Source organism: Prosthecobacter sp. Pr1 (assembly GCF_057652315.1).
In genome coordinates, this window is the sequence record NZ_JBYFBS010000015.1 from 51,413 (window position 1) to 77,617 (window position 26,205).

Consider the following 26,205-nt stretch of genomic DNA (forward strand, 5'->3'; position numbering starts at 1 on the left):
GCGGTTGTTCTCCTCGTGCCACGGGCGGATCACGGCGACATCAAAGCTGGCAGCACGCGAACTCTCCCGAACAAGGTGGCATTCGAATTCATGCTCATGCTCTGGTTCATCGTGGCACCCGTGCCCTCCAGAACCGCCGATACGGGAACCCAGTTTTTGAGATCACTGGACGATTCCACGATGTAGAGGCGTCCGGCCTTGGATTTCCAGGTCAACACCAGTTCGTTGCCGGGTACAGCATGCGAAATGCTGGGCGCCGTCTCCAGTCGGTCCAAGGCGGAACGAGGGTCCGTGCCAGCTTTGAACTCGGCAAGGTCGGTCATTCCATCCCCATCGCTGTCAGAGGCGGCCGTGGCGGCGGAAAGACTGCCGTAGAACTGCATTTCCCACCAGTCGGCAATGCCATCGCCATCAGAGTCGGCAATGGTGAAGGAAGCCTCATGGATGCGGCTGACTTCCGAGCCTTTGACGGAGATGGCGCGGATTTTGCCACTCCAGCTCATGCGGACGGGAGCCCCGGAGACAAGCCATGGGCTGGTGAAATCTGGTGCCGAGCCATCGACAGTGTAGTGGATTCTGGTGGTGGGATCCGCCGCACCGATGATCACGCCCACCGGCTGGTCAAAGCTGCCCCCGGGCGGCGTGAAGGTGATCGCCGGCTGCGCAGCCCATGCGGAGACGGTGCCGGTGGCCGGGCTGGAGATGATCAGCGCATCATCGACCACGGCAGGGCTTCCTCCGCGGTTCAGCGTGGCGATCAATGTGCTGTCGTAGCGGCCAAAGATAAACGTATTGCTGTCAGAGGCGGCGATGACGAGGTCATCCGTGACAATGGGCTGGCCGGAAAGGTAGGTGCCGGATGGCGTGTCATACGTGGTGATGAGGCTGCCATCCGCTGCCAGACGAGCCTGGACGACGTTCCCACTGAGTGCAAAGACGGTGCCGTTGGAGATGGCAGGAGTGCCGGTGAAGTCGCCATTCACAGACCAGACGACAGTTTGGGTGTCGAGATTGATGCAGGTGAGATCTTCATCGTAATAGACGGTCGTGGGGCTGTCGTTGACGAGATAGGCGCGGCGGCTGTCCAGCGCGGTGGTGCGGTCCATGCTGTAACCAAAACCGCCCCAGCCAAGAGACCGGGTCCAAAGGACGGCACCAGTCGAAGGATTATGGCGGACAAAGTCGCCATTCACAAAGGCGTAAACTTCGGAGTCCAAAATGGAGGGCGTCCATCCGGATGATTGTGGCTTGGTCAGAAAGAACTTCTGCAAACCGTCAGCGAGAGCGAAACCATAGATGCCGCCATAGGTGCCGCCATTGACGAAAACACCGAGATTCGTCACCGCTGGCGCCATGTAGCTCTCCGACTGCGCGGCAAAAGGTGCAGACCAGGCGGTGGTGCCGGTGTCTTCCTGCAAGGCAATAAGCTGGGAGTCGCCGCTATGATTGCCGCGCTGCACATACACACGTCCGTCATAGCAGGTGGGCGGATTCATGGAGTAGGCACTGGCGAAACTGCTTGACCAAAGCTGGGCGCCACTGCTGGCATCAATGGCGACGACGCGGCTTAAGGAGTCGCGGAAGGAGGCGAAAATCCTGCCGCTGGCGCTGACGACGGGCTGCAGGTTGTTGCCGCTGCTGCCCGTGCTATAGCTCCAACGCTGAGCCCAGCCGGTGCGGCCAAGTGCGGATGAGGAGTAGCCCGTATGTGCGGGGCTGTTGCCAAAGGTGGGCCAGGCCCCCGTGATGTTCTCCACAATGGAGATGACGACGTTCGCACTGGCGGTGGCCCCTGACGGATCGGTGATGGTGTAGCTGAACTGGGTGCTTCCCACGGCCACATCTGAAGGCGCACGATAGCACAGCGTGCCGTCTGAATTGAAGGCGACCGTGCCAAGCGTCGGCTGCGTGAAGGAAACAACGGTGAGCAAATCCCCGTCCACATCGAAGTCGTTGAGCCGTTCACGTAGAGGGCTGACGATCTGCCCCGGCTGCGCCACACGAGCATCCGCACGCGCAATGGGCGCATCGTTGACGGGCTGGACTATGACGGTGGCCGTGACTGGGGCGGAAACAGCCTTTCCATCGCTGGCCGCGAACTGGAAGCTCGTCAGAGGTGAGCCAAAGCGGTCGGCAGCTGGTTGGTAGATGACTTTGCCTGCTGCATTGGTGACCAGGGTGGTTGCTGTAGTGATGGGGGTGCCGACAGAGGTCCCATCACTTGTTTGATACAAGGTGCCGAGGGTTGGCAGGGTGGAGATCACAAAGTTCACAGAGTCATTGTCCGCGTCCGTGGCCTGCAGCGTGAAGGTTACGCGCGTATCCTCCGGTGTTGTGGCGGTCTGCGCCAGAGCCACCGGTGAGTGGTTCAGTGCATCTGGCACACCGAAGGCACGAATGATGCCGTTACTGGAGGCAATGTAGAGGGATTCACCAGCGAGGCTGATGTTGCCGCCAAAAGCGATGGTCTGGCGCAGGGCATGGCTGCCGAGATCGAAGACATAGGTCTTCGTGGCCGAAGAGGCGATGACGGAATCGTTGGTGACAATAGGCTGCACGGTGAGACCGGTGTCCGTCCCCGGCAGAGGGTACACTCCAATGTAAGCACCCGTGGTGGCATCATAGGATTTGATGGAGTTGCCATTGGAGATGGCAAACACGGACTGATGTGCCAGAGCAGGTGTGCCAGTAAACTTGCCCCGCACTTTCCATGCAGCCGAATGAAGGACGAGATCCACGCAGATGAGTTCTTGATCACCAGCCGGAATGGTCACGGAGTCATTGACGAGGTAGGCCCGGTCGTTCAAACAAGCTGCGGTCCGATTCATGGAATACCCCCCTGACCAGCCAAAATTCAGGTTCCACAGTGTGGCACCAGTGGTCTTGTTATGACTGCGGAAGACGCCTTTCACGAAGGAATACAGACCATCATTGTAAAGTGTGGGCGTCCACTGGTCATATTGGTCAAGGCTCTGGAAAAACAACTGCGCCCCGGATGATGGATTGAAACCATACATGCCCCCGTAGTTCCCACCATTAATGTAGACACCCGAGGCATCTGCTGCAGGGGCATAGTAGGTCTCAAATTGAGCGGAAAAAGGGGAATTCCAGAGTGTGGCACCGGTTGTCGCATTCAGATTGTAGAACCGGCTGTTGTAGCTGTTGCCGTTTTGCATGAAAACGTTCCCATTGAACCAAGTGGGGGGATTTGTGGAGGTCCCTGAGGGAAAGTTTGACCTCCACAGCTCCCCACCCGAGGCGGTGTCCACTGCGACCAAGCTCTGAGCTGTCAGACCATTAAAGTTTATCAGGCTGGCATAAACGCGCCCCTCGGCGATGGCGAGCTGTCTGGCGGCATAGGTCTGGTTTGACTGCCAGCGCTGCGTGAAGATCGTCGTGCCGAGCCGGATGGGCTGGAAGCCTGTGTGATCCGGACCCGCGCCAAAGGTGGGCCAGGCGCGACCCAAGGTGGTGCTGAGGGTGATGCTCACCGTGCCGGTGGCATGCACATCTGCAGCATCGCGAATCATGTAGGTGAAGGCATCCGTGCCCGTGGTGAAGCCCTCATCGGGAACATACTGCAGAGAGCCGTCTGCACTCTGCGTGACCTGCCCCGAAGTGCCTTGGGTGAAAGCCACCACCGAGAGCAGATCCCCGTCCGGGTCACGATCATTGGCTTCGGGGCGGAAATTCAGCAGGGGCTCGCCCGGACGAAGGGCCACAAGGTCAGAGACTGCCACTGGAGGGTCATTGACCGGCGTGATGTTGACGGTGATCGTGGCTGTAGCGGAGGAGGAGATTTGATCATGCGCCGTGAAGGTGAACGACCCGGCGCCTGCACCAAATACATTGAACGGGGCCTGGTAAATGATGGCACCAGTGCTGTTAAGCACCTGGGCCGGCACTTGGTTGATCACGGCCCCCTTGGTGGAACCGTCGGTCGTTTGATACAGAGTCCCCTGTGTCGGAAGTGTGCGAACCACATAACTGAGCACTTCTCCATTGCCATCCGTGCCTTCGAGTTTGATGGCGACCTCCGCCTCCTCAAGAATACCAACTTGAGCCGCCTGCGCAACGGGTGCCAGATTCGTCGGTACGCCTCTGCCATAGACGTGCACTTTGTTATCCGCGCCGGAAAGGTAAAGGAGATCGTTGGCGACGGCGATCTGACTGCCGAAACTCAGCGTCTGAATCAATGCGCGCGTAGCGAGATTGAAGATATAGGTCTTGCTGGAGGAACCGATCATCAGAAGGTCGTTGCTGACTACAGGAGCTCCGTTCAGGCTGGTTTCCGTGCCGGCGGTGTAATCGGCCACTGACCGGCCACTGGAAGCATTGAATCCTTTCACCACGCCACCGCTGCATGCGTACACGACGCCGTTGGAGGCGGCGGGAGTGCCGGTGAACGCCCCTGAGACACGCCACGTCACCGCCGGCCCTGCAAGATCGACACATACCAGCTCGCTGCCGCTTGCAGTATTGTTTACGACATAGGCTTTGCCAGAGTCCAGACAGATAACCCGGTCCATCGACCAGCCGGACCAATTCCATCCGAGATCCAGCGTCCATTGAGAGACGCCGGTGTCGGGATGATGCTGGCGCAGCTTGCCTTCGACAAAAGAATACACCTGCCCGTTATAAACTCCGGGTGTCCAACGATCATATTGAGCCAGAGTCGAGTTGAAAAACTTCTGTGTTCCCGTCGTGCGGTCAAACCCGTAGATGCCCCCGAAAGTGCCTCCGTTAATACACACACCAAGATCCGACACCGCCGGCGAGTAATGTCGGTAACCCTGACTTCCATACGAAGTACTCCACAGGGCGGCACCGCTTGCCGCATCGAACGAACGAACGCGATAGTCATTGGTAACCGCATGCTGGATGTACACCTTGCCTTGATAAAAGCTGGGCGGATTCACACCGCCTGCGGCCATCTGCGCGCGCCACACTTCTGCGCCAGTGCTTTCATTTAGCGCAATCAAATAGCTGTATCCATTGACGCTGTCCGTAGGAGCCACGAAGACTTTTCCTCCAGCCACTGCGAGGGGTGTCATGGCAATGGTGGAAGCGTATTCCCACCGCTGGACCCAGGTCTGCGTCCCAAGCGAACCAGGATAGCGTCCAGTATGATCCGGCCCATTGCCGAACTGCGTCCACTCCGTGCCATAGGAGGCACTGACGAGAACCTGCACGACTCCTGTAGATCTCAAGCCCGCACCATCTTGAATCGTGTACTGGAAGCTGTCGGAGCCTTCCTGGAAATCCGCTTGTGGCACATAGCGCAGGGAGCCATCTCCATTCTGAGTGAGAGAGCCCTTGGACGGAGTGGTGAAGGAGACGGTCTGCAGCACCTCGCCATCCACGTCCACATCATTGGCTGCCGGCAGGCAGGCCGCCAGGGTGTTGCCTGGTCGCAGATAGATCGTGTCATTCACCGCGATGGGAGGGTCATTGACATTAGTGACATTGATCGTGGCTGCGGCCTCGGTGGAACTGATCTTGCCGTCGTTAATCCTGAATTTGAACGTTGTGTAGGGGGTGCCAAAACCATCAGGTGCAGGGCGGTAGATCACCTTGCGCGCCGGGTTTTGTACGATGACGGGCACTTGGGTGATCGGATTCCCCACCTGCACGCCGTCCGTGGTCTGGTAGAGAGTGCCTTTGGCTGGCAGGGCAGTGATGAGACCGGCGAGGGGATCGCTGTCAGCGTCTGTCCCAGGAAGTGTCAGGGTGACGGTCTGATCCTCCACGCAGGTAGCGGTCAGCGCCGTGGCGACGGGGGAGGTGTTGATCAATGCGGCGTAGCACCGCAAAACTCCATCGGTTCCTGCCAGCAGCAGATAGCCGTTGCTGAGGCTGGGGATGCCCCCGGCGGCGATTGTCTGGATTTTTGTGCCGGTGCTCAGATCGTGAACGGCAGTGCTCGTCGCGGAGGAGGCAATGAGAGCATCGTTGGTGACAATGGGCTGGTAGGTGCCGTAGGTGCCGATCCCCGTGGTGTAGGTCTTCTGCAGGGTGCCGGTGGCGGTGTCGTAGGCCTTGACATTCCCTGAAGTGTCAAAGGCATAGACCGACGCTCCAGCCACGGCTGGCGTGCCGATCAGGACACCCGGCACACGCCAGCGCACAGCCTGGGTGGTCAGATCAATGCAGACGAGTTCACCACTCGATGCGGAACTGACATTTACGACGAATGCTGCACCCGAGGCGATGGCCATGGTGTGAGATATGGTCGTGTGCATGTTTGCCCAAATCAGATCCACCATCCATTCGACAGCACCCGTGGCCATGTTGTGCTGGCGGAACTTGCTGGTGACGAAGGAATAGACCTTGCCATTATAGACACCGGGCGTCCAGCCGTCGCCTGTCTCCAGAGTGTTGTTAAAGAACTGCTGGCTGCCCGTTGTGCGGTTAAAGCAGGCCACGCCGCCGATACTGAAGCCGCTGCTCATAAACACTGATGTGTCAGTGACTGTCGCGGGCATATAGCCGGACGACAAACTTGAGAGATTGGAGGACCAATTCAGCGCACCACTGCCCGCATTGATGCTGACTATCTCAGGAGAATCCGTGTAGGTGGTAGATTTCGAACGTTGCACATATAATGCGCCGCCAAAATAGGCGGGGCCATTCATCTGGTAGGCCTGGACAGGCCATGTTTTTTTCCACGCCAGGAGCCCTGTGGCCAGATCCACCGCGCTAACCTGCGTTTCGTTGTAATAGATGTTCGGCGTCGCAAAGACTCTTCCTTCCCCAATGGACACCTGATTGAGTGCCTGCGGAGCCACCTGCAGCGTCCATGCCTGCGAAAACGTCTGCCCGTTCAGGGTGCCCGGATAAAAGCCGGTGTGCGCCGTGTTGCCGCCAACCATGGGCCAGGGCCCGGCGGCCAAGAGGCCCACGTACACGGTCACCGTGGCGGTGGCGCTGCCTCCGGCACCATCATTGATGGTGTAAGAAAAGGAGTCCTGCCCGCTGGTAAAGCTGCCGCTGGGGGTGAAGCTCAGCGTACCGTCCCCATTGCTGGCCACGGTTCCTTTGAGACCCTGGGTGAAGGAACTGACTGTCAAAGTCTGGCCATCGGGATCGATGTCATTCGCCAGCACCGTGATGGGCGTGATCATCTGCCCTGGCAGGCCGGAGGCAAAATCATTGAAGGCCACCGGGAGGTCATTCACCGTCGTGACATTGACCGTCACCGTGGCCGCTGTGGACTGGGAGCGCTTGTCATTCAGCACAAACTGGAAGCTGGTATAAGGCGTGCCGTTCTCGTTCGGCGGCGGCACAAAGATGACTTTTTTCGCGTTGTTGGAAACGATCGCCGGCACTGTGACAATGCGTTCGCCCATGCTGGTGCCATCGCTCGTCTGGTACAGGCTGCCCTGGGCAGGCAGCGTCTGAATTTGCGCGGTGAGGGCGTTGCCATCCACATCACTGCCTGTAAGCGTGATGACCGCCTGTGTATCTTCATTGAACGTGACGGTCTGCGCATCCGCCACGGGCGGCGTGTTGGGCTGCTGCTGCACCGTCATGGTCACCGGCACGGACACCACGGGGTTGGCAGGATCATTCGAACTGATGTCAATCTGGCCCAGATAATCTCCCGCAAGCTTGCCGGTCGCATCAAAGGTCACGGTGAGTGTGGTGGACTGCCCGGGTGCCAGCGTGGCGCCGGTGGGTGTCTGGGACAGCCAGCTCAGGCTGGAATCCATCATGCGGATGTCATCCCACCAGGCTTCGGACCCCGTGCTGAAGTTATAAAGCCACAGCTGAGAAACTTCGTCCACATACGCCGCATTCCGGAATGGAATGTTGGCCTTCACCAGCGTGCCGTTGACGTAGTAGTCGAAATTTTTCGCCGTCCAGTCGAGATCCTGAAACTCGACGTGGTACCACACATTGGCCTGATAGCTGAAGGTCTCGTCGCCACCGACATCGCCATTGACGTAAAACTTGCCTGAACCCCGTGCAAAGAACCAGATCAAGTCATCACCATAGGTGCCGTCTGTGAGCACGAAGTAGCCATCATGAGTGGTCGTGGAGCCGGATCTCACCCAGAAGGAGATGGTTTTGGGCTTGGAGCCAGGGCTGAAGTCACGGTTGATGCCATGAAAGTGATCGGTGCTTCCCTGGTAGTTGTAGTGAAAACTCTTGCTGCCTGAGGCGGCCGTGCTGGACACGATTTCTCGTGTGCCGGCACCGGAACCGGTTGCCCATCCGTTCAAGGTGCCGCTTTCGAAGCCGTCCGAAAATGGCAGTGGCGTCGATCCCGACGCGATGCGCATGAGCTGCTTCACGCCTGCAGGCTGCGTCTCGGCCGCCGCATCCAGCACACCCAGAATCGGCGGAGCCTGAATGCTGGCCGTGCCCGGGTCCAGTGAAAGCACCGAGCTGCGCGGCACCGAATTGACGTCAAATGTCAGCGGCTGGTCACCATTGTTGGTCAGCGTCAGGGTTTTCGTGGCCACCGCATCCTCATACTGGGTGGAGGCAAGGGTGGAAGGTGCAACCTGGATGCGAGATTTCCCGAGCGCAAAATCAACCGCGGCAGGATTTGGCGGCACAGTCACGGAGGTGCTCGCGGACGGATTGTAGCCGGGCGCTGTGGCGCGGAACTCATAAGTTCCGTCGGTAAGTTTCACACTGTAGGTGCCATCGGCCGCCGTCACGACGCTGCCCGTGGACGTCCCGGTGTAGTTGATCAAAGCTGCTGCGATGCCCGAGCCGCCCGTCACCGCCGTCACCCGGCCGGACACGGTGCTGCTGGTGAAAACCGTGAGCTGTGCCTGGGAGGTCCACGCGTGGCCGTCGGTGTCCGTCGTGTTCAAAATCAGCGAAAAAACATGCGGCGTAGGGGTGTCTGCGGCGATCCGGATGAGAAAAGGCGTACCTCCGGTGGACGCGGTGCCACCCACGGCAAGATCGCCCCACGAGTTGCTGCCCTGAAGCACGGTCACCTTGTTCCCCGCAGACGTCACCGTCAGCGTGCTCGCGGCGCCCTTGGCAGTTTTCGCCCCCACATTTTTCAATGTCACCGCCAGCGTGATGTCCTCGGCGGGATTCAGCACACCGTCGTTGTTGCCAGCACCTCCCTGCAGGCCGCTGTCGGAGGCCTGCAGTGCAGTCAGTGTCACATACGGCTCCGATGCGATGATCAAGGCGCGTGCCAGGTTCATGCGCCCGTTCGCCGCCACCTTGCCGGTCATCCCCGCCACCCCATCGACATTGCTCATCAGCGAGCTCTTGATGTCCGACCAGTTCATCGCGGGACGGGCTGATTTGATCAAGGCACAGGCGCCTGCCACGTGCGGACACGCCATGGAGGTGCCGCTCAGCGTGCGGTAACCACCACCCGGACTGGTGGAGTAAATGCTCACCCCAGGTGCCGCCAGATCCACCGTGGTGGCACCATAGTTGGTGAAGCTGGCCAGCACATCCGCGTTGTCGCTGGCGGCCACGGAGATGATGTTCGCCGAGTCATAGGAGGCGGGATAGGAGGCAGACAGGTCCGTGTTGATGCCGCTGTTCCCTGCCGCCGCCACAAACAGAATGCCGGCCGTCCCTGCGGCGTCGATCGCATTTTTCAAGGTCTGCGAATAGCCGCCACCGCCCCAGCTGTTGGATGTCAGGGTCACGTGGTTCGCCGTCGCATACAGCACGGCCTCGATGGCGTCTGAGGTCGAACCTCCGCCGCTGCCGGAGAGGAATTTCAGCGCCATCAGCCGCACCGTATGACAAACCCCGGCGACTCCGATGCCGTTGTCTCCCACCGCGCCGATGGTCCCTGCACAGTGCGTCCCGTGATAATGGTCATCGGCCGGATCATTGTCATTCGACACGAAATCCCAGCCCCGCATGTCGTCGATGTAGCCATTGCCATCGTCATCAATCCCGTTCCCCGGGATTTCGCCGGCATTCAGCCACATGTTTGCCGCCAGATCAGGATGGGTATAGTCAATTCCCGTGTCGATGATGCCGACCACGACGGCAGAGCTGCCCCGGGCGACATCCCAGGCCTCCGGCGCGTCAATGTCCGCGTCGCCCACTCCACCACTCTGGCCGGTGTTGTTCATGCCCCACAGGGAGGAGAAGGAAGGATCGTTCGGCGTCAGCGAAGCAAAGACCACGTAGTCCGGTTCCACGATCTGCATCGCAGCCCCGCTCAGCCGGAAATCCTTCAGCTTGATGTCGTACAAGTCCAGGTCAGAAGTGCCCGTTTCCACAATGTAAACCTGCGAATTCGGCAGATGCCTGCGCACCTTGCCGCCCAGGCCGTCCAGCACCGTTTGCAGCTCCCCGGCGGTCACTCCGTCTTTCAGCGTCAGGAGAAAATGGTCCGCCACCATCACCTTCTGCTCCTGCATGGTTTCCACACCTGTCGCCGCATCACGTTTCCATGACTCCTCAATGCGCAGGAACGGGTATTTGAACTTTGCCTCCACCACCCGCTTCTTGGTGAAGTTTCCCTGCGCATCCGGCGGCGTGGCGCGTTCCTGCAAAATGCGCGCGTCTTGCAGGAAGCGGGCCCGCTCCGTAGTGGCCGCCAGATCCGCCGGCTTCTGCGGCGCGATATACGGTGCCGGCTGAGCTTTGACCTCGGGATTGGCCTCGCGGGTGCCAAAAACGGCGGGGGCAGCAGTCGGGGCAGGTTTTAAATTCGGCGGGCTGGATTTGAGCGCCCCGGCGTCCGCAGGGGGCTTGGACACTAAAGGTGGGGCAATTTCTCTTGTCCCAAAAAGGTACCATCCGACCAAGGTCAGCAGCACGAGGGTTAAAACAGGGACAAAAAATCGTCGGAGCATATACGGCCAGAATTACGAAATTCCGCCCCAGAATTCAACTGTTTCCTTTCTGTTTCCTAGGCAGACCCATTATTTAATTGGGATAAAATCCTATCTATACACCCTGCGGGAAATTCCAAACTCCACCCGAGGACGCTTGAATAAAACAAAACCGCCGCAGCGAGCGACTCCCGGCACTCACTACGGCGGTATGTTTGGGTCAACGAGAGAGGGACGGCTCTCAGTTGGCCTTCTTCGGACGGCCAAGCACATCGTCCTTGGTCGTGAGCGCGACGGCGACGACCTGGTCGATGAGTTCCTGGCTGATCTTGAGATCCTTCAAAGTGTTCACGAGGTTTTCAGCGATGGCGTTGAAATGCACCTCGGTCAGGCCCATGCCCTCGTGGGCTTTGCGCATGTCCTTGCCGGTCCATGGCAGCGGACCACCGAAGGCGGCGCTGAGGAATTCCTTCTGCTTCCGGCGCTGTTTGTCCATGCTCACGTCGTCGAAGAAATGCTTCACGCGGTCATCGGCCAGCACTTTGACATAGAAGGCGTCCACCGCAGCCTCCATGGCGGCCTTGCCTCCCAGCTTTTGATACAGGCTGTCTTCGCGGGCCTTCAGCCATTTGGTTTTGCAGGCTTCCTGGGCAAAGGACCATTTCCGGCCTTCGTAGTCGGCGGTGATGGCAGGATCGACCGGTTTGCCGCTGATCGGGCAGACGGTGTTGGAGGCTGTTTCAGTGGCTACGGCAGCGGGTTCGACCGCGAGCGCGGCGGCATTGACCAGCAGGGTCATGACAGCGGTGATGGTGACGATGGAGGAGAGAATAAGTTTCATGGTTTGGTTGGGCTATTTAATAAGTTGCATCGCCGATGCATCAATGCGCCGATCCTGCGCAGAGGTGCGCGTTTGTTGCGCGCAGCCAGCACGCGCCAATTCCTGCGCACAAGGCCGCACAAACAGAGAAGCGACAGGTGCGCTTAATGTTGCATGGTAAATGCATGTTTGAAGCCAAGCCTGACATCACCGGACGCGCCGAAATCGAAACTCTGGTGAACACCTTCTACGACCGCGTGCGCACCGACGAGGTGCTGGGGTTCATCTTCAACGACGTCGCAAAGACAGACTGGACCACGCATCTGCCCAAGATGTACGCCTTCTGGGAGACGGTGCTCTTTCGCACCGGTGGCTTCACCGGCAATCCCATCGCCGCGCATGCGAAGCTGGTGCCGCAGACGGCCATGGGCCGTGCGCAGTTTGATCACTGGCTGCAGCTCTTTCGCAGCACGGTGGATGATCTCTTTGCCGGAGAGCGCGCGGAGCACATCAAAAGCTGCGCGGCAGACATGGCCAACGTGATCTACTCGCGCATCAACCAGGTGCCCGATCCCCGCTTTGATCCCGCCAACCTCACTCCGGAACAACGCGCACGTTATTCACGTTATCAGCAGCCTGCCGCATGAGCCAGTTCCCCGCCTGCAAGCACAAGAAACACAAGGCCACCGGCCCGCGCCGGGATGGCCTGCGCTGGCTCGCGTCGGAGCCCTACCGCCTGTTCTTTTTCAGCGGTGCGGTGTGGAGCATCATCGGCGTGGCGCTGTGGCCGCTGTATTATGCGCAGCAGCTTGGTTTTTATCCCAGCTTCGTTCACGCGCGGATCATGATCGAGGCCTTTGGTGCGGCGTTCGTCGTCGGCTTTCTCGGCACCGCCGGGCCGCGCATGGCCACTGCTCCGAAGCTCACGCCTCTGGAGCTGTTCTGGCTCTTCGCGCTGCATCAGGCCTGCGGCATCTCCCATCTCACCCTGCACATGGCCTGGGGAGATATGTTTTTCATCGCGCTGCTTGGTTCGCTGCTGCTTAGCCTCGTGATTCGTGTGGTGAAGTTTCGCAAGGAGGCGCCTCCTCCTCAATTGCTGCTCGCTCTCACCGGCCTGATCTGTGGCATCACAGGTGCGTCGTTGCTGCTGTCGTCAGCGACCCTGATCGATCCACAGCGCCTTCGTCTCGCAAATTTGCTGCTTTATCAGGGACTGCTGCTGCCGCCGGTGCTGGGCATCGGCGCGTTTGTGTTTCCACGCATGCTCGGCGGAGATTTTGGTGATCCGAAAACGGCGGCGCAGAGCCGCACAAAGCTCATGCGCGCTCTCATGGCGGCAATCCTGCTCGTGGGCAGCTTCTTGCTGGAGGCCTGCGGCCAGATCATCGCAGGCTATGCACTGCGCGCGCTCGTGGCGGCAGGCTATTTGCTCATGGAAGTGCGCTGGAAGACGGCGCAGAGCGGCTCACTCACCACGGGTTTGTTTTGGTCGCTGATCCTCGGCTGGCTCGGTCTGGCGCTGGCCGGATTCTTCTACACCCAGCATGTCAGCGTGGAGCACCTGCTCTACATCGGCGGCTTCGGCATGCTCATGCTCATTGTTGGCAGCCGCGTACTGTTTGGCCACAGCGGCGATCTCGACGGCTTTTTTGTGACGAGCAAGTGGGTGCGCTTACTGATCTTCCTTGGCGTTCTGGCCGCCATCACCCGCGCCACGCCCGCTTGGGTGCCTTCGACGACGATGTCCCATCACATCTACGCTGCACTGACGTGGGCACTGCTGGCGCTGTTCTGGCTGCTGTGGCACCGCCGGCGTTTTGTGAAGCGGGATGAGGAGGATTAAGCTGCGGCGGGTTCCAACACCCCCGCAAAATCAGCACAACATTCCCCACGCATAGAAAGGACTGCAACGTCCTCCTCCCGTTAGTCTCACGCATGAACCCTGCGCTGATGAATCCCGAGTGGTCCAAGGTGGCCTCGATGGCCTATGACGGCTTTGATGAACGTCCCTTTCTCGTCTTTTGGGAGATCACGCGGGCCTGTGCGCTGGCGTGCCAGCACTGCCGTGCCGAGGCGCAGTCGCATCGTCATCCCGATGAACTGAATCGTGAGGAATCTAGCCGGCTGATCCGCCAGCTCGCGGAGCTGAATCCACCCATGCTCATTCTCACCGGCGGTGATCCGCTGATGCGCACGGATGCGCTGGACCTCGTGCGAGAGGCGACGGCTGCCGGGCTGCATGTGGGCCTGAGCCCTTCGGCGACGGCGCGGCTCATGAATGCGGATTTTGCGGAGATCAAAGCGGCGGGCGTCGAGCGCATCTCGCTAAGTCTGGACGGTGCCTCACGCGAGACGCACGATGCCTTTCGCGGTGTGAAGGGCACCTTTGACCGCACCATCGCGGCGGTGCATCGAGCCCATGCGGCAGATCTAAGCGTGCAGATCAACACCACGCTCACGCGCGGCAATCTGCGTGAGTATGAGGCCTTCAAGAAACTCATGTTTGAGCTGAAGCCCGCCATGTGGAGCGTCTTCCTGCTGGTGCCGACCGGTCGTGCCGGCATTGCCGACTTGCCCGATCCCCTGGACATCGAACACGTGTTTCAAGACATGGCCTCGCTTGTTGGCAAGGCCCCTTTCGCCATCAAAACCACGGAGGGCCACCACTTCCGCCGCGTGCTGATTCAGAAGCATGGCGCGGGTGGCAGGCAGCGCCCTGGCATGCGCTCACCGCTTGGCATTCGCGATGGACGCGGGGTGATGTTCATCTCCCACACCGGCGTGGTGTCTCCCAGCGGCTTCCTGCCCTTTGACTGCGGCAATGTGCGCGACGAGCACCCTGCAGAGATTTACCGGCACCATCCGCTCTTCGTCTCACTGCGCGACAACGATGCGCTGGGCGGCAAATGCGGGCGCTGCGAATTCCGCACCGTCTGCGGCGGCTCCCGGGCACGCGCCTATGGCGTGACGGGAGATCCCTTCGCGGAAGATCCGGCCTGTGTGTATCAGCCGCGGCAGGGCAGCGCCGTGCTCAGTTAGAGCGAAGGCGGAGACCAGTCGGGAATGCCACCGGACTTGAGCTGCTTTTCATAAAGCTCCCAGTAGGGCTTTGTGGGAGACATGGGCGCGGTTTCATTCACCATGAGTGGGCGTGCTTCCTTCCAGAAACTGTCATAGGCGGCGCTCATTTTCTGCACCACTTCGGGATAGTCGCCGCTGACATCCGTCTTCTGATACGGATCGGCCTCGAGGTCATAGAGCGCGCCTTTCGTGGGCTTGGCGGCGGCTTGTTGTTTCTTCTTCGGATTCCCAGCGCCACCACGCGGGCCCACGTAGCGGAAGCGCTGGTTGCGCACGCCGTAGTTGAGAAATTCCTGCGTGTTCGGCTCCGTGCCTGTGGGCCAGCGGGCCACGTGGGTGAAGAGGAAGCGATCCTCCCACTTGTCGGCCTTGCCCTCAATCAGCGGCAGCAGGCTGCGGCCTTCCACCTGGTTCTTCGGCAACTCTGCACCAGCCAGCGCGGCAAAGGTGGGCAGCAGATCAATGTGTGCGGCGACGGTGCTGATGTCACGCCCAGCATTGATATGTCCATCCCAGCGGATGAAGAACGGCACGCGCACGCCGCCTTCATCGGTGGAGCCTTTCAGGCCGACTTGATCGCCGTTGAAGAACGGATAGCCGGGCGCAAGATCCTTGCCGGGAACGCCTGAGCCGCCGCCCGTGGTGCCGTTGTCAGACATGAAGATGACGACGGTGTTTTTATACAGATCCCACTCCTTCAGCTTCTTCGCGAGGCGGCCCATGTTTTCGTCGATGTTCTCGATCATGCCGTAGAATCCGGCCTGATCTTTGCCGAAGCCAAGATCGGTGAAGCGCTTGGCATTCTTCTCCGGTGCGATGTACGGGCCGTGCGGAGCGTTGGTGGTCAGATAAGTGAAGAACGGCTTGCCGCTGTCCTTCTGCTGCTTCATCCAGCCGAGTGCGGCGGTGAAGAAGACGTCTGTGCAGAAGCCGTGCGTCTTCACAAAGCTGCCATTGTGACGAATGACGGGGTCCGTGTACTTGTTGTCCGGCGCATCCGCACAGGAGCAAGGATAGGCCTGGCCGATGCCGCCTGCGCCGTGAATGAAAGCTTCGTCAAAGCCGCGCTTGTTCGGCTGATAGGCTTCTTCATCACCGAGGTGCCATTTGCCAAAGATGCCAGAAGTGTAGCCTGCTGTTTTAAGGACCTGTGGCAGGATGGTGGCGTTCAGCGTCATGCGCTCGCGCTCAAGAATGGTGTGCGTGATGCCGTTTTTGAGATCATGCCGGCCCGTCATGATGGCGCTGCGTGTGGGCGAGCATGTGGGACTGACGAGGAAGCGCGTGAAGCGCAGGCTCTGGGCGTGAAGCGCATCGATGTTCGGTGTCTTCAGCCAGGGATGCCCATGACATGCAAGTTGAGCGTAACCCTGATCATCCGTCATGATGAGAATGATGTTTGGCTTGCCGCCCGCGAGATCCGCGAAAGCATGCAGGGTCAGGACAAAGAGAAGGGTCAGAACGAGTTTCATGGTCGGGAGTGTGAGGACGCGGATCAAGCCGCGCTCTTTCAACGCAATGCGGTCAGATGTTCACGGCACTACTTTTTGTACGGCATGCGTTTCACCTCTTCGATGACAGGAACGTCCTTGTTCATCGCCTCATAGGCGGCCATGAGCCGTTTCACTTCTTCGGGATGCTGCGCCGCCACATCGTGCTGCTCACCAGGGTCGTTTTGCAGATCAAAGAGCTGCATCTTCGCCGCGGCGTCCCCGGTGTTGAGGCCGGGAAAGGCGTCGATGTTGTACTGCTCGTAAGGCGCGAGAATCGTCACTCCATCTGGCGCGCGAGGATCGAGCCACCTGCCATCTGAGCCGGGTTTGAGCTTCAACTGCGTGGCTGGCAGCACGTGCAGCTTCCAGCGTGCATCGCGGATGTTGGCCAGCTTGGAGTTGAAGTGTCCAAAGAGGTGCTCGTGCGGTGACATGGCAGCGCTGGTGAAAAGCGGCATGATGCTGCGGCCATCCAGCACGCGTTCATCCGGCATTTTGGCTCCCGTTACCTCCAGGACCGTGGCAAACAGGTCCATCGTGATCGCCATTTGATCGCTCACATGTCCGGCAGGAATCTTGCCGGGCCAGCGTGCGATCATCGGCACGCGATAGCCGCCTTCCCACTGCGAGCCCTTCATGTCGCGCAGTCCTCCGGTGCTGCCGCCGAACCAAGCACCGTTGTCACTGCTGAAAAGCACGAGCGTGGTTTCATCCAACCCCAGCTCTTTCAGTTTCGCCAGTACCTGGCCCACACTCCAGTCGAGCTCTGCCACGGCATCCCCATAAAGTCCTGCGCCGCTCTTTTTGTAGAACGCTTCGGAGGCCGCGAGCGGCTTGTGCGGCATCGCCTCCGCGAGATAGAGGAAAAAGGGCCGATCCTTGCTGCGCTCGATGAAACCCAGTGCGCGCTCCGTGTAGCGCCGCGTCAGCGTGGCCTGAACCACGGGGTATTCGATGACCTGCGTGTTTTCCAGCACCTGCACGGGCCGCATGTCATTCGAGTACGGGATGCCGTAATACTCATCAAAGCCACGCTCCGTGGGCAGAAAGCCCGCTTTGTGACCCAGGTGCCATTTGCCCACCATGCCCGTGGCATAGCCAGAGGACTTCAGGACCTGCGCCAGCGTGACCTCCTTCTCAGGCAGATGCAGCGCATCTGCCACCGGTCCGCCATCCGGCGCGGGATTGGCCGTCATGCCGCAGCGAAACGGATAACGTCCTGTCATCAGCGCGGCGCGCGTGGGTGCGCAAAACGGTGCCGGACAGTTGAACTGCGTGAGTCTGGCACCCTCCGCCGCCATGCGGTCCAGGTTAGGCGTTTTGATCTGCGTATGCCCATAGCAGCCGAGATCGCCATAGCCGAGATCATCCGCGAGGATGATGATCACGTTGGGCTGCTTCGCGGCCAAGGACGAAATCAAAAAGACGAGGAGGGAAAGCAGAGTGATGAGAGGAGTCTTCATGTGCGTGGTCGGGCTGCGACGTGTACTTCACGAAGCCAGATCGGTACTCTTTCGCATCATGGCGATCATGCGCTCAGTGTCTCAGTCCTCCCCCTTGCCACCCGTCGAGTCCGGATTGCGCGGCTCATCATGCTTTGGCAGCCACTGCTGCAGTTCGGATTTGATTTTGGCAGATTGCGGCTTGGTGGCGAGGTTGCTGCGCTCCAGAGGATCAGTGGTGTAGTCATACAATTCCTCCGCACCGTCTGCATAACGGATGTAGCGCCAGCGGTCATTGCGTAGTGCGTGGTTTTTGTAGCCGGCGGTGGTGAGTGCGGGACGATCCCAAGCCGCCGCAGGATTTTTGAGCAGCGGCATGAGGCTCACGCCATCGAGGCCAGATTTGGCGGGCAGTCCGGCCATCTCTACCAGCGTGGGGTAGAGATCCAGCAGGCTGACCGGATGCATGCAGGTCTGCTGCGCGGCAATCCCTGGCCCCGAGATGATAAGGGGCACATGGGCTGAGCCCTCGCGCAGGCTGCCCTTGGACCAGTTGTGCTTTTCGCCGAATTCATAGCCATTGTCGCCGCAGATCACGACGATCGTGTGCTCACGGTTTGGGCCGTCGGTGAGGCCCTTCAGAATGCGCCCCACGCAATCGTCCGCATAGCGTGAGGAGGCGAGATAGGCCGAGATCAGTTGCTTGCGCCGCTGAATCAGCTCCGCCTCGGTCTTGTGCGTTTTTTCACGCACGGACTCCGGCAGTCCTGCGCTTTCATCGGCAGCCAGATCAGGCACGGTGATGCTCCCGGGTGGGAAGAGATCGAAGTACTCCTGCGGCACATACCAAGGTGTGTGCGGTTTCACGATGCCGCAGGCCAGGAAGAACGGCTCCTCATGCGGCTTCGTCAAAAACTCCGCCGCCCATCCGGCCAGCTTCCAGTCCTCCATCTCCTCCTTGCTCTTGTAGAGTGGCCCCCAAGCATGCTTGCCGATGGCATTCATGCCCTCGCCTTCCGGGGGTGCCGGAGCATGTTTCTTGGCCTTGCGGCCCAGCTCGATGCTCTCAGCCCAGATGCGCTTGCCAGCAGCAGCGGCGATGGCGGAGCTGAAAACTTTGCCTGCGCCCGCGAGGTGATAGCCCTGATCGCGGAAGTACGTCGGCAGCGAGATCGAGCGCATCAGAAGATGATCTTTTGGCAAAGAGTCCTGGCTGTTGTCATAGATGCCCGTGGTGGAGGGGCGCAGGCCGGACAGAAAGGCCGTGCGCGAAGGATTGCACACCGGCGCAGCGCACTGTGCATTGGCAAAGGTCATCCCACTTTTCGCAAAACGATCCAGCTGCGGCGTCACTGCCTGCGATGCAATATCCGTGCGGCCCGCGAAACCGTTCTGATCATCAATCACGATCAGCAGCACATTGGTCTTCGGCGCAGTGGCTGCCTGACCTGAAACAAGCGGTGCCATTACCAGGAAGAGGAGTGCGCGTGTTTTCATGAGCAGCCCCTCAAACGTTGGCGCGGCCAAGTCTTTCGTGAAATATTCGCCGGGCTTCCACCTCCCATGGTCATGAAGCCTGCCTTTTTTGCCCTCGCCCTCATGCTGCCTTCACTGTCCTGCACTGCCAGCACCCCCGCTCAGCCCGAGGAGGCTGGAAAAGTGCGCTGGAGCCGGATTCTGGAAACCGCGCTGGCCTCCAGTGCCCAGACAGGAAAACCGGTGTTTGCCCTGTTTCAGGAAATCCCTGGCTGCGCGGGCTGCAAGCAGTTCGGCCGCGATGTGATGTCGAACCCGCTGCTGGTCGAGGCCGTGGAGACCGAGTTCACCCCGCTGCTCATTCATAACAACAAAGGCGGACAGGACGCCGTGGTGATGCAGCGCTTTGGCGAGCCGGCGTGGAACTATCAGGTGGTTCGCTTCCTCAATGATCAAGCGGAGGACATCATCCCGCGCAAAGACCAGGTCTGGGATGCCGGCGGCATCGCGGAGCGCATGATCGCGACACTGACGCAGGCGAAAAGGCCGGTGCCCGCCTACCTGACACTGCTGGCCGCGGAGCACTCGCTACGGCTCAAGCAGGCCGTGTTTGCCATGTACTGCTTCTGGACCGGCGAGATGGCGCTGGGTCAGATTGAAGGCGTGATCACCACCGAAGCAGGTTTCATGGCCGGGCATGAGGTCACGCTGGTCAACTATGATCCGGCGGTCATTTCACTGCCCCAGTTGATCACCGCAGCGGAAAAGGTGGAATGCGCGAATGCGGTCTCAGTGTACGCAACAGATCTTCCCGCCGCGAAGACCACGCGGCTCAAGATCGGCACCATCTCCGGCTACCGCAAGGCACCCGTCAGCGATCAGAAGAAACAGATCGGCGGCACCCCGGCGGAGAAACTGACGCTTTCCCCAGCCCAGGCCACGAAGGTGAATGCATGGATCCGCACGGATCCGGCCAAGGCGCTGAACTTCCTCACGAAGTCGCAGCGGGCGCAGCTCAAGTGACGAGCTCAAGACCGGGGCTTGACGATGAGGCTGTCGATCGGCGGTGCCTTGTGCTCGCCTGAGTTTTCGTAGCCGGGCAGTTCCTTGCCGCCATGGCGCTTGCCGCGTGACTGCCGATCGGGATCAAACTGAATGCAGTCGCCCGAGGTATGAGAGATGTCACAGTTGCGGATGGTCACATCGCCCCAGCGGCCGGTGATGCCATGGGCGTCGTTTTGATTCTCAAAGGTGCCGTTTAAGTGATGATGAATGCGGCAGTTCTCGATCACCACACGCGTGCCAAACACACCGACGCCGTTGCCCGTGCCATTGAAGATCTCGCAGTTGCGCAGTGTGACATCGTCCGCGGTGATCTTCACGATGTTGCCGCCCTGGCCCTGAGCATCGACACGGAAGTTTTCATACACACCGGGCTTCGTTATTTCCAGCCGATGCACGAGCTTGGCCCCGGAGATGGTGCCCACCGGACCGGGAGCCCCTGCCAGTTCGGCGGCGTGAAGCGAAATGAGCACGCCGCACACGGCCCAGCAGATGAGGAAGGTCTTTTGCATGGCACCTAGAACGCCGCCGTAGCGCGTCTGTTACCAAGGAATCACCGCACGATCCTTCACGAACTTCCCGCGCAGCGCATGGGGCGCATCCAGCGCCAGCCATGTCAGTGTGTCCGCGCCTTCATCCGGCGTGCGGGGTGCCTCGCTGCCCCCCATCTCCGTGCGGCACCAGCCGGGGCACATGCTGTTCACCATCACGTCTGGCAATGCGGCGGTAAGCTGCTGCGTGAGCATGTTGAGCGCGGTCTTGCTGATGCAATAAGCCGGTGCCCAAGACTGCGGCTCACCATCCAGCTGCCCCGCACCACTGGAGACATTGACGATGCGCGGCGCACTGGAGTTGGCGAGCAGCGGCGCGAACGCCTGACACACCCGCAGCGTGCCGACCACATTGGTATTCAGCGTCTCCATCAGCACCTCGGGCTTGAGTTCGAGCAGACTCTGATAGTGATCCAGCAGGATGGCGGAATTGTTGGCCAGTACATCGAGCTGACCAAACTGGTCCTCGATTTGTTTCACCGCAGCTTCCACGCTCGCCTGATCCGTGATGTCCAGAGCCACGCCGCAGGCGCCGTCACCCACCCGTACAGCGGCCTCAGCAGCGCGTGCGCCATCGCGACTGGCGATGATGACTTTCGCGCCGCGTGCGATCAGCTGCCTCGCTGCTGCGAATCCAATGCCACGCGTGGCTCCGGTGATGAGAATGACAGTGTTCATGGAGAGGTTAAGGTCGCGAACCCTCAGGCCCGCTCCCAGCGGAACTTACGCTCCTCTTCGCGAATCGGTTGGTCATTGATGCTGGCATAGCGCCTGGCCATGTAGCCGTTCTTATCAAACTCCCAGTTCTCATTGCCATGGCTGCGCCACCACTGGCCGGCCTCGTCATGCCACTCGTACTCAAAGCGCACGGCGATGCGGTTTCCCGTGAAAGCCCAGAGCGTTTTCTTGAGGCGGTAGTCCTGCTCCCTCAGCCACTTCTTTTTCAGAAACTCGACGACTTCGGCACGACCATTGAGAAAGACATCGCGGTTGCGCCATTCCGTGTCGGGTGTGTAGGCCAGCGAGACGCGCTCAGGATCGCGGCTGTTCCAGGCGTCTTCGGCGGCCTGGACTTTCTTGATCGCTGTTTCTTCGGTGAAGGGTGGCAGGGGTGGGCGTGGGTTCATGGTGTTTGCAGTTTGAGCTGGGATTCGAGTTCGGCAATGCGCGCCTTCAGCGGCGCCACGGCATCTTGTACTTCCCCGGTGGTGAAGCGCGGCGTGATGAATTTGGGGCAGTTCCAGTCGTAGGATAAAACGTCGATGACAAAGATGCGCTCCACCTTCGCGGCGTGACCTCCGGGCGGAGCAATCTTGGCGACCAGATCCGGATGCTCGCGCGCATCCAGCACCCGCGCATGGCCAAGGATCTTCAATCGCTCCCGCGCCGGGTAGTCCATGAGGAAGAGGCTCACGCGGTCATTCTTCGCCAGGCTGCCCACGCTGATCATCTGGCGGTTGCCCCCGTGATCGGCAAACATGAGTTCGTTCGGTCCGGTGACGCGAAGAAAGCCCTTGGCCCCGCCGCGATGCTGGAGATAGGGCCAGCCATTTTCCGTGATCGTGGCCATGTAAAACGAGTCACGTTCCGTGATGAAAGCGGCTTCTCCGGCCGTGAGCGCATCACGCTCGGGCGTGGTGTCAAAGGCGGGATAGGTCCGCCCATAGTAATGGCGCTCCGCCTCGAACACGGCAGGCGTGAGCACGGTGTGCATGAATCGGTCGGCCATAGTCGAGGAGGGAGCGAAGGGTTGCTGACGATGAGGAAGATTGCCGGATGCTTTTTAGAATACGAGCGTCTGCCAGCCTTCGGCGAGATATCGGCGGATGCTGGCAAATCCGGGGGTGCCGGCCAGCGCGAAATCTTTGATCTCTGGCAGGCCGCAGGCTTCGACTTCCTTCGTCGCGCCAAACACGGTGGAACAGCCGCAGGAGGCGCCAGCGATGGAGGGGCGCACGGCATTGTAGAGACCGTGGGCCGGATGCGTTGGCTTCGAGAATTCGGCCGGCCAGCGCACGCCGGTGCCGGCGAACACGACACTGACTTCGTCGCTCTTTTCCTGGGCTTCCGCTGCAAGAGCAAGGGCATTGAAGGCGCGACCAAGGGCTTCTTCGCCGTTTTTAGGATCGGAGGTGATAATGATTGCGAGTTTCATAGGAGGGTATGTTTGGGTTGATGAGCTCTTGAGTGAGCAAGCGGACACTGCCGCGCCGATGAGGCTGCGGGTAATGCCGGTTGCTTGTTGCCGTTATGCCGGATGTGCATACCCTCTGCGGCATGATGGACCGCATCCGAGCCCTGCTCACCGTGATCGAAGAAGGCAGCGTCAACCGCGCCGCAGTGCGGCTGCGCATCACGCAGCCTGCGCTGAGCCGGCAGATGCAGGCTTTGGAAAATGAACTGGGCGGCAAGCTGCTGGAGCGCGAAACCAGCGGCGTGAAGCCCACGGGTCTTGGCCATGCCCTGGTGAAATCCATGAGCCCTCTGGTCGCCAGCTATGATGCAGCATTGGCCGAGCTGCGCCGGCAGGCGCGTGGCGAGCGCTCCGAGCTGCGCGTGGGCTATCTTCTTTCCGCCGCGCAGAGCATGCTCACCCCGGCTCTGGCAAAGCTGCGCAAGTCCCACCCGGAGGTGAAGCTGAAACTGCACGACATGTCCCCGCGCGAGCAGCTTGACGGCCTGCGCGCCGGAGAGCTCGATCTCGCGCTCATCGGCCAGGAAGGAGTGATGGCGGCGCGTGAATTTCACAGCGCCAAGCTCTGCTCCCTGCATGTCTGCGTGGCGGTGTCGGATGATGATGTCATCGCATTGCGCAAAAACATCGCGCTCAATGAGCTGAAAGGCCGTGACTTCATCGGTGTGGACGAAGACCAGGTGCCGGGGCGCAATCGCTGGGTGACCGCGCTTTGCAAAACGGCAGGGTTCAAGCCGCGCTTCGTCGTCATCGTGGATGGCATCACGAATGTGCTTTCCCAGGTCGTCTCCGAGTCGGCTGTGACGCTGCTGCCCGGCTACTTTGAAAAGCTGCAGCATCCCGGTGTCACCTTTGTGCCCGTCAGCGATGAGAGGGCTCGCTGGGACTTCATCGTCCTCTGGCAGAAAGGCCGCGCCTCCACCGCAACGCGTGCCTTGGTCGAGGCACTGAAGCAGGTCGCAGTGAAACTGCGCTGATCAATGCAGCCGCAGGCCATGCTGCTGCCAGAAGGACTGCAGTGCCGCATGCGAGCCGTTGAACACATTGCGCTCCACCGGCCGGTCGAGATTGCCAAAGTAGAGGCTGTTGCGGTGCAGGCCGTGATTGTACACCTTCGGCTGTGAGCGGCCATGTCCCCAGTCCACACCACCGTACTGCCACAGCGTCCAGTCAGACCACACCTGGTATTGATGCAGCAGCCCCCTCGGATTTCCAGGTGCCGGATACACCGGCCCCGCACCACTGTCGTGCGCATACAGCGCCAGCCAGTAGGGCATGCGGCGCAGCTTCGCTTTGGTGGCCGGATCAGCGCTGCTGAGGAGCTGCTTCAGATGCGTGCTGTTTTCCAAATACGCGACAGGCACCACACCCGTGCGTGATTCCACACGATCCATGAACCGAAGGATGTCGGAGAGACGCGAGTTTGCATCAAAGTCCGCACACAATAGCAGAGCCGGTGCATTCCAAGCGCGACCCCGTGCCAGCGAGCGCGCCCGTGCGCAGAATTGATCCGCCTGTGCCACCGCATCCACGTGATTTTGCAGGCGATAGTAAACTCCCGGCAGCATCCCGGAGCGATCCGCTGCTGCAAGGAAGTTCCTGCACTTCTCATCCAGATTCCCGCCCTTGCCCGCCCGCGCGATCAAGCCGCTGGCCCCGTTCGCCCGCAGCGCAGACACATCGTGCTCCGAGTAGCCCTGGCCTGCCCGCTGCTTCTCCTTCGGATCATAAGCCGAGACATTGATGATCTGCGGCATGCCCCAAGAGGATGGCGGCAGACTCCCCGGCGTGCCGCCTGACTGCGGAGTGGTACAACTGGCAAGGGCAAGGAGAAGCGGCAGCAGAAAGTGTTTCATTGAAGAGAATGATTCACTTCAGCAGCTTAGGTGCAAGGAGCCGTTTTAAAGTTCAGTGCTGTTTTTGCAAGATGGCCTGCACGGAATTCAATCCAATCCCAGGTCTTCGATAAACCTTTTGTCCTCGCCGTACTTTTCTTCCTGCAGCCCAAGCTGATCGAGAATGATGTGTTTGACGAGCAAGGCGATGTCTCCCTGTGTCAAAGCCTGGCGCTCATCTTCGGCGAGACGCAACAGATGATGATGTGACATCCAGTCAGACAGATCCCCGAGTGTTTTGAGGTTGGAGGGAAAGTCCGTACTCAGCCCGAACCATCGAAGACGTGGCCATGCTTTGACATCGAGTTGTTCTTCAAGCTGCCGCCACCGCTGCTGGCGCGAGCTCCGATCTGCAAAAACATCATCAAGTTTTTGATTTCTTACGCCCTCGCCATCCATGACGCCCAAACTTTGCAGAGCATGGGTTAGTTGTACCCATGCAGTCTCCTCTTTAGCCCGAATCACGACGGCGGGGCATCCCACTTTCGCATCCAGCTTCGCAGTGATGCAATCGATCACATCCCGAGGAGTACGCATCCTTTCAGCTTCCTGATCCGAGATCGAAATCTGAAATACTTCCTCAAATGCCATCACAAGTTCAACGCTATCTAGGCCCATGACGGATGATATTTTATAAGAGATGGGAACGAGGGAGCTATGCCTGCAGTCATGGACTCTTGACGTTTTACCAAGGAGCCTCATGCCATTCCAGCGGTTCTGGCAGTGGAAAACCTGCGAATTCAATGTGCAGCACCCGTCGCCGTCTTGGGCTGGAAGAGCGAGAGGACGCATGCAACAGCAACGGACGCATCAAAAGCACGTCACCAGCTTTGGCCTCACAAAGAACTTCCTCATGGGTTTCACGACAGCTTTGGATCGCTTCAGCGCTCAGACGGCCCAGTCGATGCGTGCCAGAAAGAATTCGCAAGGCTCCGTTGCTCGAATCGGTGTCATCCAGGTGAAGGCGCACGGTGAGCATCTGCTCCAGCAGCTTCATCGGTGGCTGTACATGCGGCACACCTTCCTTCAGGCTCCAGGGTCCGAATCCGGGCACTTCGGCTTGTTCTTTGAGAGCCAGCGTCAGGTCCTGATGCCAAGCAACCAGCCAGTTGGTTTCCGGCCGTTTGTCAAAATAGATGCCGCGTACTGGAATGGGACAGAGAGGAAGATGCGGGCGCACCAATTCGGCAAGCAATGACTCTGCGAGCTCAGCCACCTTTTGATTGCTGAGCATGCCACGACTTCCCGCCCCGTTTGCATCGCCCAGCAAGGATGCCAATGCATGACATGCAGAAGCATCGAGTACGTTCGGCACAATGGCGAATCCACGTGTGTCCAGATTGGAGGCGATGGTCATTAAACGGATGTCTTGCTTGTTCCTTGCCCATTTGCAAGCCAGCCATGGCG

Annotated in this window: 18 protein-coding genes; 5 read left to right on the plus strand and 13 right to left on the minus strand. The window is 59.8% G+C overall.

The features are described 5' to 3' along the window. Positions 1-29: 29 nt before the first annotated feature. Together AC24GY_RS21075 and AC24GY_RS21080 are read right to left on the minus strand one after the other, a co-directional pair. Positions 30-10,706 carry an Ig-like domain-containing protein gene (locus AC24GY_RS21075; protein WP_487686870.1) on the minus strand — a complete coding sequence of 3,559 codons (10,677 nt, stop codon included), beginning with the start codon at positions 10,704-10,706 and terminating at the stop codon, positions 30-32. Between the two features lie 316 nt (positions 10,707-11,022). Beyond that, entirely contained in the window at positions 11,023-11,622 is a 600-nt protein-coding gene (locus AC24GY_RS21080; RefSeq protein WP_487686872.1) for a globin domain-containing protein, read from the minus strand. A 164-nt stretch (positions 11,623-11,786) separates the two neighbouring features. On the opposite strand from AC24GY_RS21080, the gene AC24GY_RS21085 reads away from it, so the two are divergent. The 3 genes from AC24GY_RS21085 (at position 11,787) to AC24GY_RS21095 (ending at position 14,643) form a co-directional block, all read left to right on the plus strand. Next, positions 11,787-12,248, plus strand: coding sequence for a group III truncated hemoglobin (locus AC24GY_RS21085; protein ID WP_487686875.1), 462 nt, complete (start codon positions 11,787-11,789; stop codon positions 12,246-12,248). Next, entirely contained in the window at positions 12,245-13,447 is a 1,203-nt protein-coding gene (locus AC24GY_RS21090; protein ID WP_487686877.1) for an NnrS family protein, read from the plus strand. Before AC24GY_RS21085 ends, AC24GY_RS21090 begins: the two co-directional genes overlap by 4 nt. A 92-nt stretch (positions 13,448-13,539) precedes the next feature. Beyond that, a complete protein-coding gene (locus AC24GY_RS21095) occupies positions 13,540-14,643 on the plus strand; it encodes a radical SAM protein (RefSeq protein ID WP_487686880.1) in 1,104 nt (367 codons plus the stop codon). Here AC24GY_RS21095 and AC24GY_RS21100 read toward each other — a convergent pair. The 3 genes from AC24GY_RS21100 to AC24GY_RS21110 all read right to left on the minus strand — a co-directional run bounded on the left by AC24GY_RS21100 (position 14,640) and on the right by AC24GY_RS21110 (position 19,117). Next, positions 14,640-16,157: an arylsulfatase gene (locus tag AC24GY_RS21100; protein ID WP_487686883.1), complete on the minus strand. Its 1,518-nt coding sequence runs from the start codon at positions 16,155-16,157 to the stop codon at positions 14,640-14,642. The genes AC24GY_RS21095 and AC24GY_RS21100 overlap by 4 nt on opposite strands. 68 nt (positions 16,158-16,225) lie before the next feature. Then, positions 16,226-17,641 carry a sulfatase family protein gene (locus AC24GY_RS21105; RefSeq protein WP_487686886.1) on the minus strand — a complete coding sequence of 472 codons (1,416 nt, stop codon included), beginning with the start codon at positions 17,639-17,641 and terminating at the stop codon, positions 16,226-16,228. 81 nt (positions 17,642-17,722) lie between these two features. Further along, a complete protein-coding gene (locus AC24GY_RS21110; protein WP_487686888.1) occupies positions 17,723-19,117 on the minus strand; it encodes a sulfatase in 1,395 nt (464 codons plus the stop codon). Between the two features lie 72 nt (positions 19,118-19,189). On the opposite strand from AC24GY_RS21110, the gene AC24GY_RS21115 reads away from it, so the two are divergent. Next, a complete protein-coding gene (locus AC24GY_RS21115) occupies positions 19,190-20,119 on the plus strand; it encodes a VPGUxxT family thioredoxin-like (seleno)protein, type 2 (RefSeq protein WP_487686890.1) in 930 nt (309 codons plus the stop codon). A 5-nt stretch (positions 20,120-20,124) separates the two neighbouring features. Here the strand turns inward: AC24GY_RS21115 and AC24GY_RS21120 are convergent, their stop codons facing one another. The 5 genes from AC24GY_RS21120 to AC24GY_RS21140 form a co-directional block, all read right to left on the minus strand. After that, complete coding sequence (locus tag AC24GY_RS21120) at positions 20,125-20,670, minus strand: right-handed parallel beta-helix repeat-containing protein (RefSeq protein ID WP_487686893.1); 546 nt, start codon at positions 20,668-20,670, stop codon at positions 20,125-20,127. Positions 20,671-20,700: 30 nt separating this feature from the next. Continuing rightward, on the minus strand, positions 20,701-21,387 hold the full coding sequence (locus AC24GY_RS21125) for an SDR family NAD(P)-dependent oxidoreductase (protein ID WP_487686895.1): 687 nt from the start codon (positions 21,385-21,387) through the stop codon (positions 20,701-20,703). Between the two features lie 23 nt (positions 21,388-21,410). After that, on the minus strand, positions 21,411-21,836 hold the full coding sequence (locus tag AC24GY_RS21130; RefSeq protein ID WP_487686898.1) for a nuclear transport factor 2 family protein: 426 nt from the start codon (positions 21,834-21,836) through the stop codon (positions 21,411-21,413). Continuing rightward, on the minus strand, positions 21,833-22,423 hold the full coding sequence (locus AC24GY_RS21135) for a pyridoxamine 5'-phosphate oxidase family protein (protein WP_487686900.1): 591 nt from the start codon (positions 22,421-22,423) through the stop codon (positions 21,833-21,835). Before AC24GY_RS21135 ends, AC24GY_RS21130 begins: the two co-directional genes overlap by 4 nt. Positions 22,424-22,492: 69 nt before the next feature. Continuing rightward, positions 22,493-22,864 carry a hypothetical protein gene (locus AC24GY_RS21140; protein ID WP_487686903.1) on the minus strand — a complete coding sequence of 124 codons (372 nt, stop codon included), beginning with the start codon at positions 22,862-22,864 and terminating at the stop codon, positions 22,493-22,495. A gap of 122 nt (positions 22,865-22,986) precedes the next feature. Here AC24GY_RS21140 and AC24GY_RS21145 point away from each other — a divergent pair, with 122 nt between their 5' ends. Next, a complete protein-coding gene (locus AC24GY_RS21145; RefSeq protein WP_487686906.1) occupies positions 22,987-23,880 on the plus strand; it encodes a LysR family transcriptional regulator in 894 nt (297 codons plus the stop codon). On the opposite strand, the gene AC24GY_RS21150 is transcribed toward AC24GY_RS21145, so the two are convergent. The 3 genes from AC24GY_RS21150 to AC24GY_RS21160 all read right to left on the minus strand — a co-directional run bounded on the left by AC24GY_RS21150 (position 23,881) and on the right by AC24GY_RS21160 (position 26,155). Beyond that, positions 23,881-24,759, minus strand: coding sequence for a GH25 family lysozyme (locus AC24GY_RS21150; protein WP_487686908.1), 879 nt, complete (start codon positions 24,757-24,759; stop codon positions 23,881-23,883). An 87-nt stretch (positions 24,760-24,846) separates the two neighbouring features. Then, complete coding sequence (locus tag AC24GY_RS21155) at positions 24,847-25,416, minus strand: acyl carrier protein (protein WP_487686910.1); 570 nt, start codon at positions 25,414-25,416, stop codon at positions 24,847-24,849. 67 nt (positions 25,417-25,483) lie between these two features. Then, on the minus strand, positions 25,484-26,155 hold the full coding sequence (locus tag AC24GY_RS21160) for a phytanoyl-CoA dioxygenase family protein (RefSeq protein ID WP_487686912.1): 672 nt from the start codon (positions 26,153-26,155) through the stop codon (positions 25,484-25,486). Between the last annotated feature and the right edge of the window lie 50 nt (positions 26,156-26,205).

What these genes read in the sequence shown, in the direction of transcription:
- AC24GY_RS21110 (WP_487686888.1), bottom strand. Translation starts at nt 19,117, where the DNA reads ATGAAAACACGCGCACTCCTCTTCCTGGTAATGGCACCGCTTGTTTCA.
- AC24GY_RS21100 (WP_487686883.1), bottom strand. Translation starts at nt 16,157, where the DNA reads ATGAAACTCGTTCTGACCCTTCTCTTTGTCCTGACCCTGCATGCTTTC.
- AC24GY_RS21115 (WP_487686890.1), top strand. Translation starts at nt 19,190, where the DNA reads ATGAAGCCTGCCTTTTTTGCCCTCGCCCTCATGCTGCCTTCACTGTCC.
- AC24GY_RS21145 (WP_487686906.1), top strand. Translation starts at nt 22,987, where the DNA reads ATGATGGACCGCATCCGAGCCCTGCTCACCGTGATCGAAGAAGGCAGC.
- AC24GY_RS21085 (WP_487686875.1), top strand. Translation starts at nt 11,787, where the DNA reads ATGTTTGAAGCCAAGCCTGACATCACCGGACGCGCCGAAATCGAAACT.
- AC24GY_RS21120 (WP_487686893.1), bottom strand. Translation starts at nt 20,670, where the DNA reads ATGCAAAAGACCTTCCTCATCTGCTGGGCCGTGTGCGGCGTGCTCATT.
- AC24GY_RS21095 (WP_487686880.1), top strand. Translation starts at nt 13,540, where the DNA reads ATGAACCCTGCGCTGATGAATCCCGAGTGGTCCAAGGTGGCCTCGATG.
- AC24GY_RS21080 (WP_487686872.1), bottom strand. Translation starts at nt 11,622, where the DNA reads ATGAAACTTATTCTCTCCTCCATCGTCACCATCACCGCTGTCATGACC.
- AC24GY_RS21140 (WP_487686903.1), bottom strand. Translation starts at nt 22,864, where the DNA reads ATGAAACTCGCAATCATTATCACCTCCGATCCTAAAAACGGCGAAGAA.
- AC24GY_RS21105 (WP_487686886.1), bottom strand. Translation starts at nt 17,641, where the DNA reads ATGAAGACTCCTCTCATCACTCTGCTTTCCCTCCTCGTCTTTTTGATT.
- AC24GY_RS21090 (WP_487686877.1), top strand. Translation starts at nt 12,245, where the DNA reads ATGAGCCAGTTCCCCGCCTGCAAGCACAAGAAACACAAGGCCACCGGC.
- AC24GY_RS21155 (WP_487686910.1), bottom strand. Translation starts at nt 25,416, where the DNA reads ATGGGCCTAGATAGCGTTGAACTTGTGATGGCATTTGAGGAAGTATTT.
- AC24GY_RS21160 (WP_487686912.1), bottom strand. Translation starts at nt 26,155, where the DNA reads ATGACCATCGCCTCCAATCTGGACACACGTGGATTCGCCATTGTGCCG.
- AC24GY_RS21150 (WP_487686908.1), bottom strand. Translation starts at nt 24,759, where the DNA reads ATGAAACACTTTCTGCTGCCGCTTCTCCTTGCCCTTGCCAGTTGTACC.
- AC24GY_RS21135 (WP_487686900.1), bottom strand. Translation starts at nt 22,423, where the DNA reads ATGCACACCGTGCTCACGCCTGCCGTGTTCGAGGCGGAGCGCCATTAC.
- AC24GY_RS21130 (WP_487686898.1), bottom strand. Translation starts at nt 21,836, where the DNA reads ATGAACCCACGCCCACCCCTGCCACCCTTCACCGAAGAAACAGCGATC.
- AC24GY_RS21125 (WP_487686895.1), bottom strand. Translation starts at nt 21,387, where the DNA reads ATGAACACTGTCATTCTCATCACCGGAGCCACGCGTGGCATTGGATTC.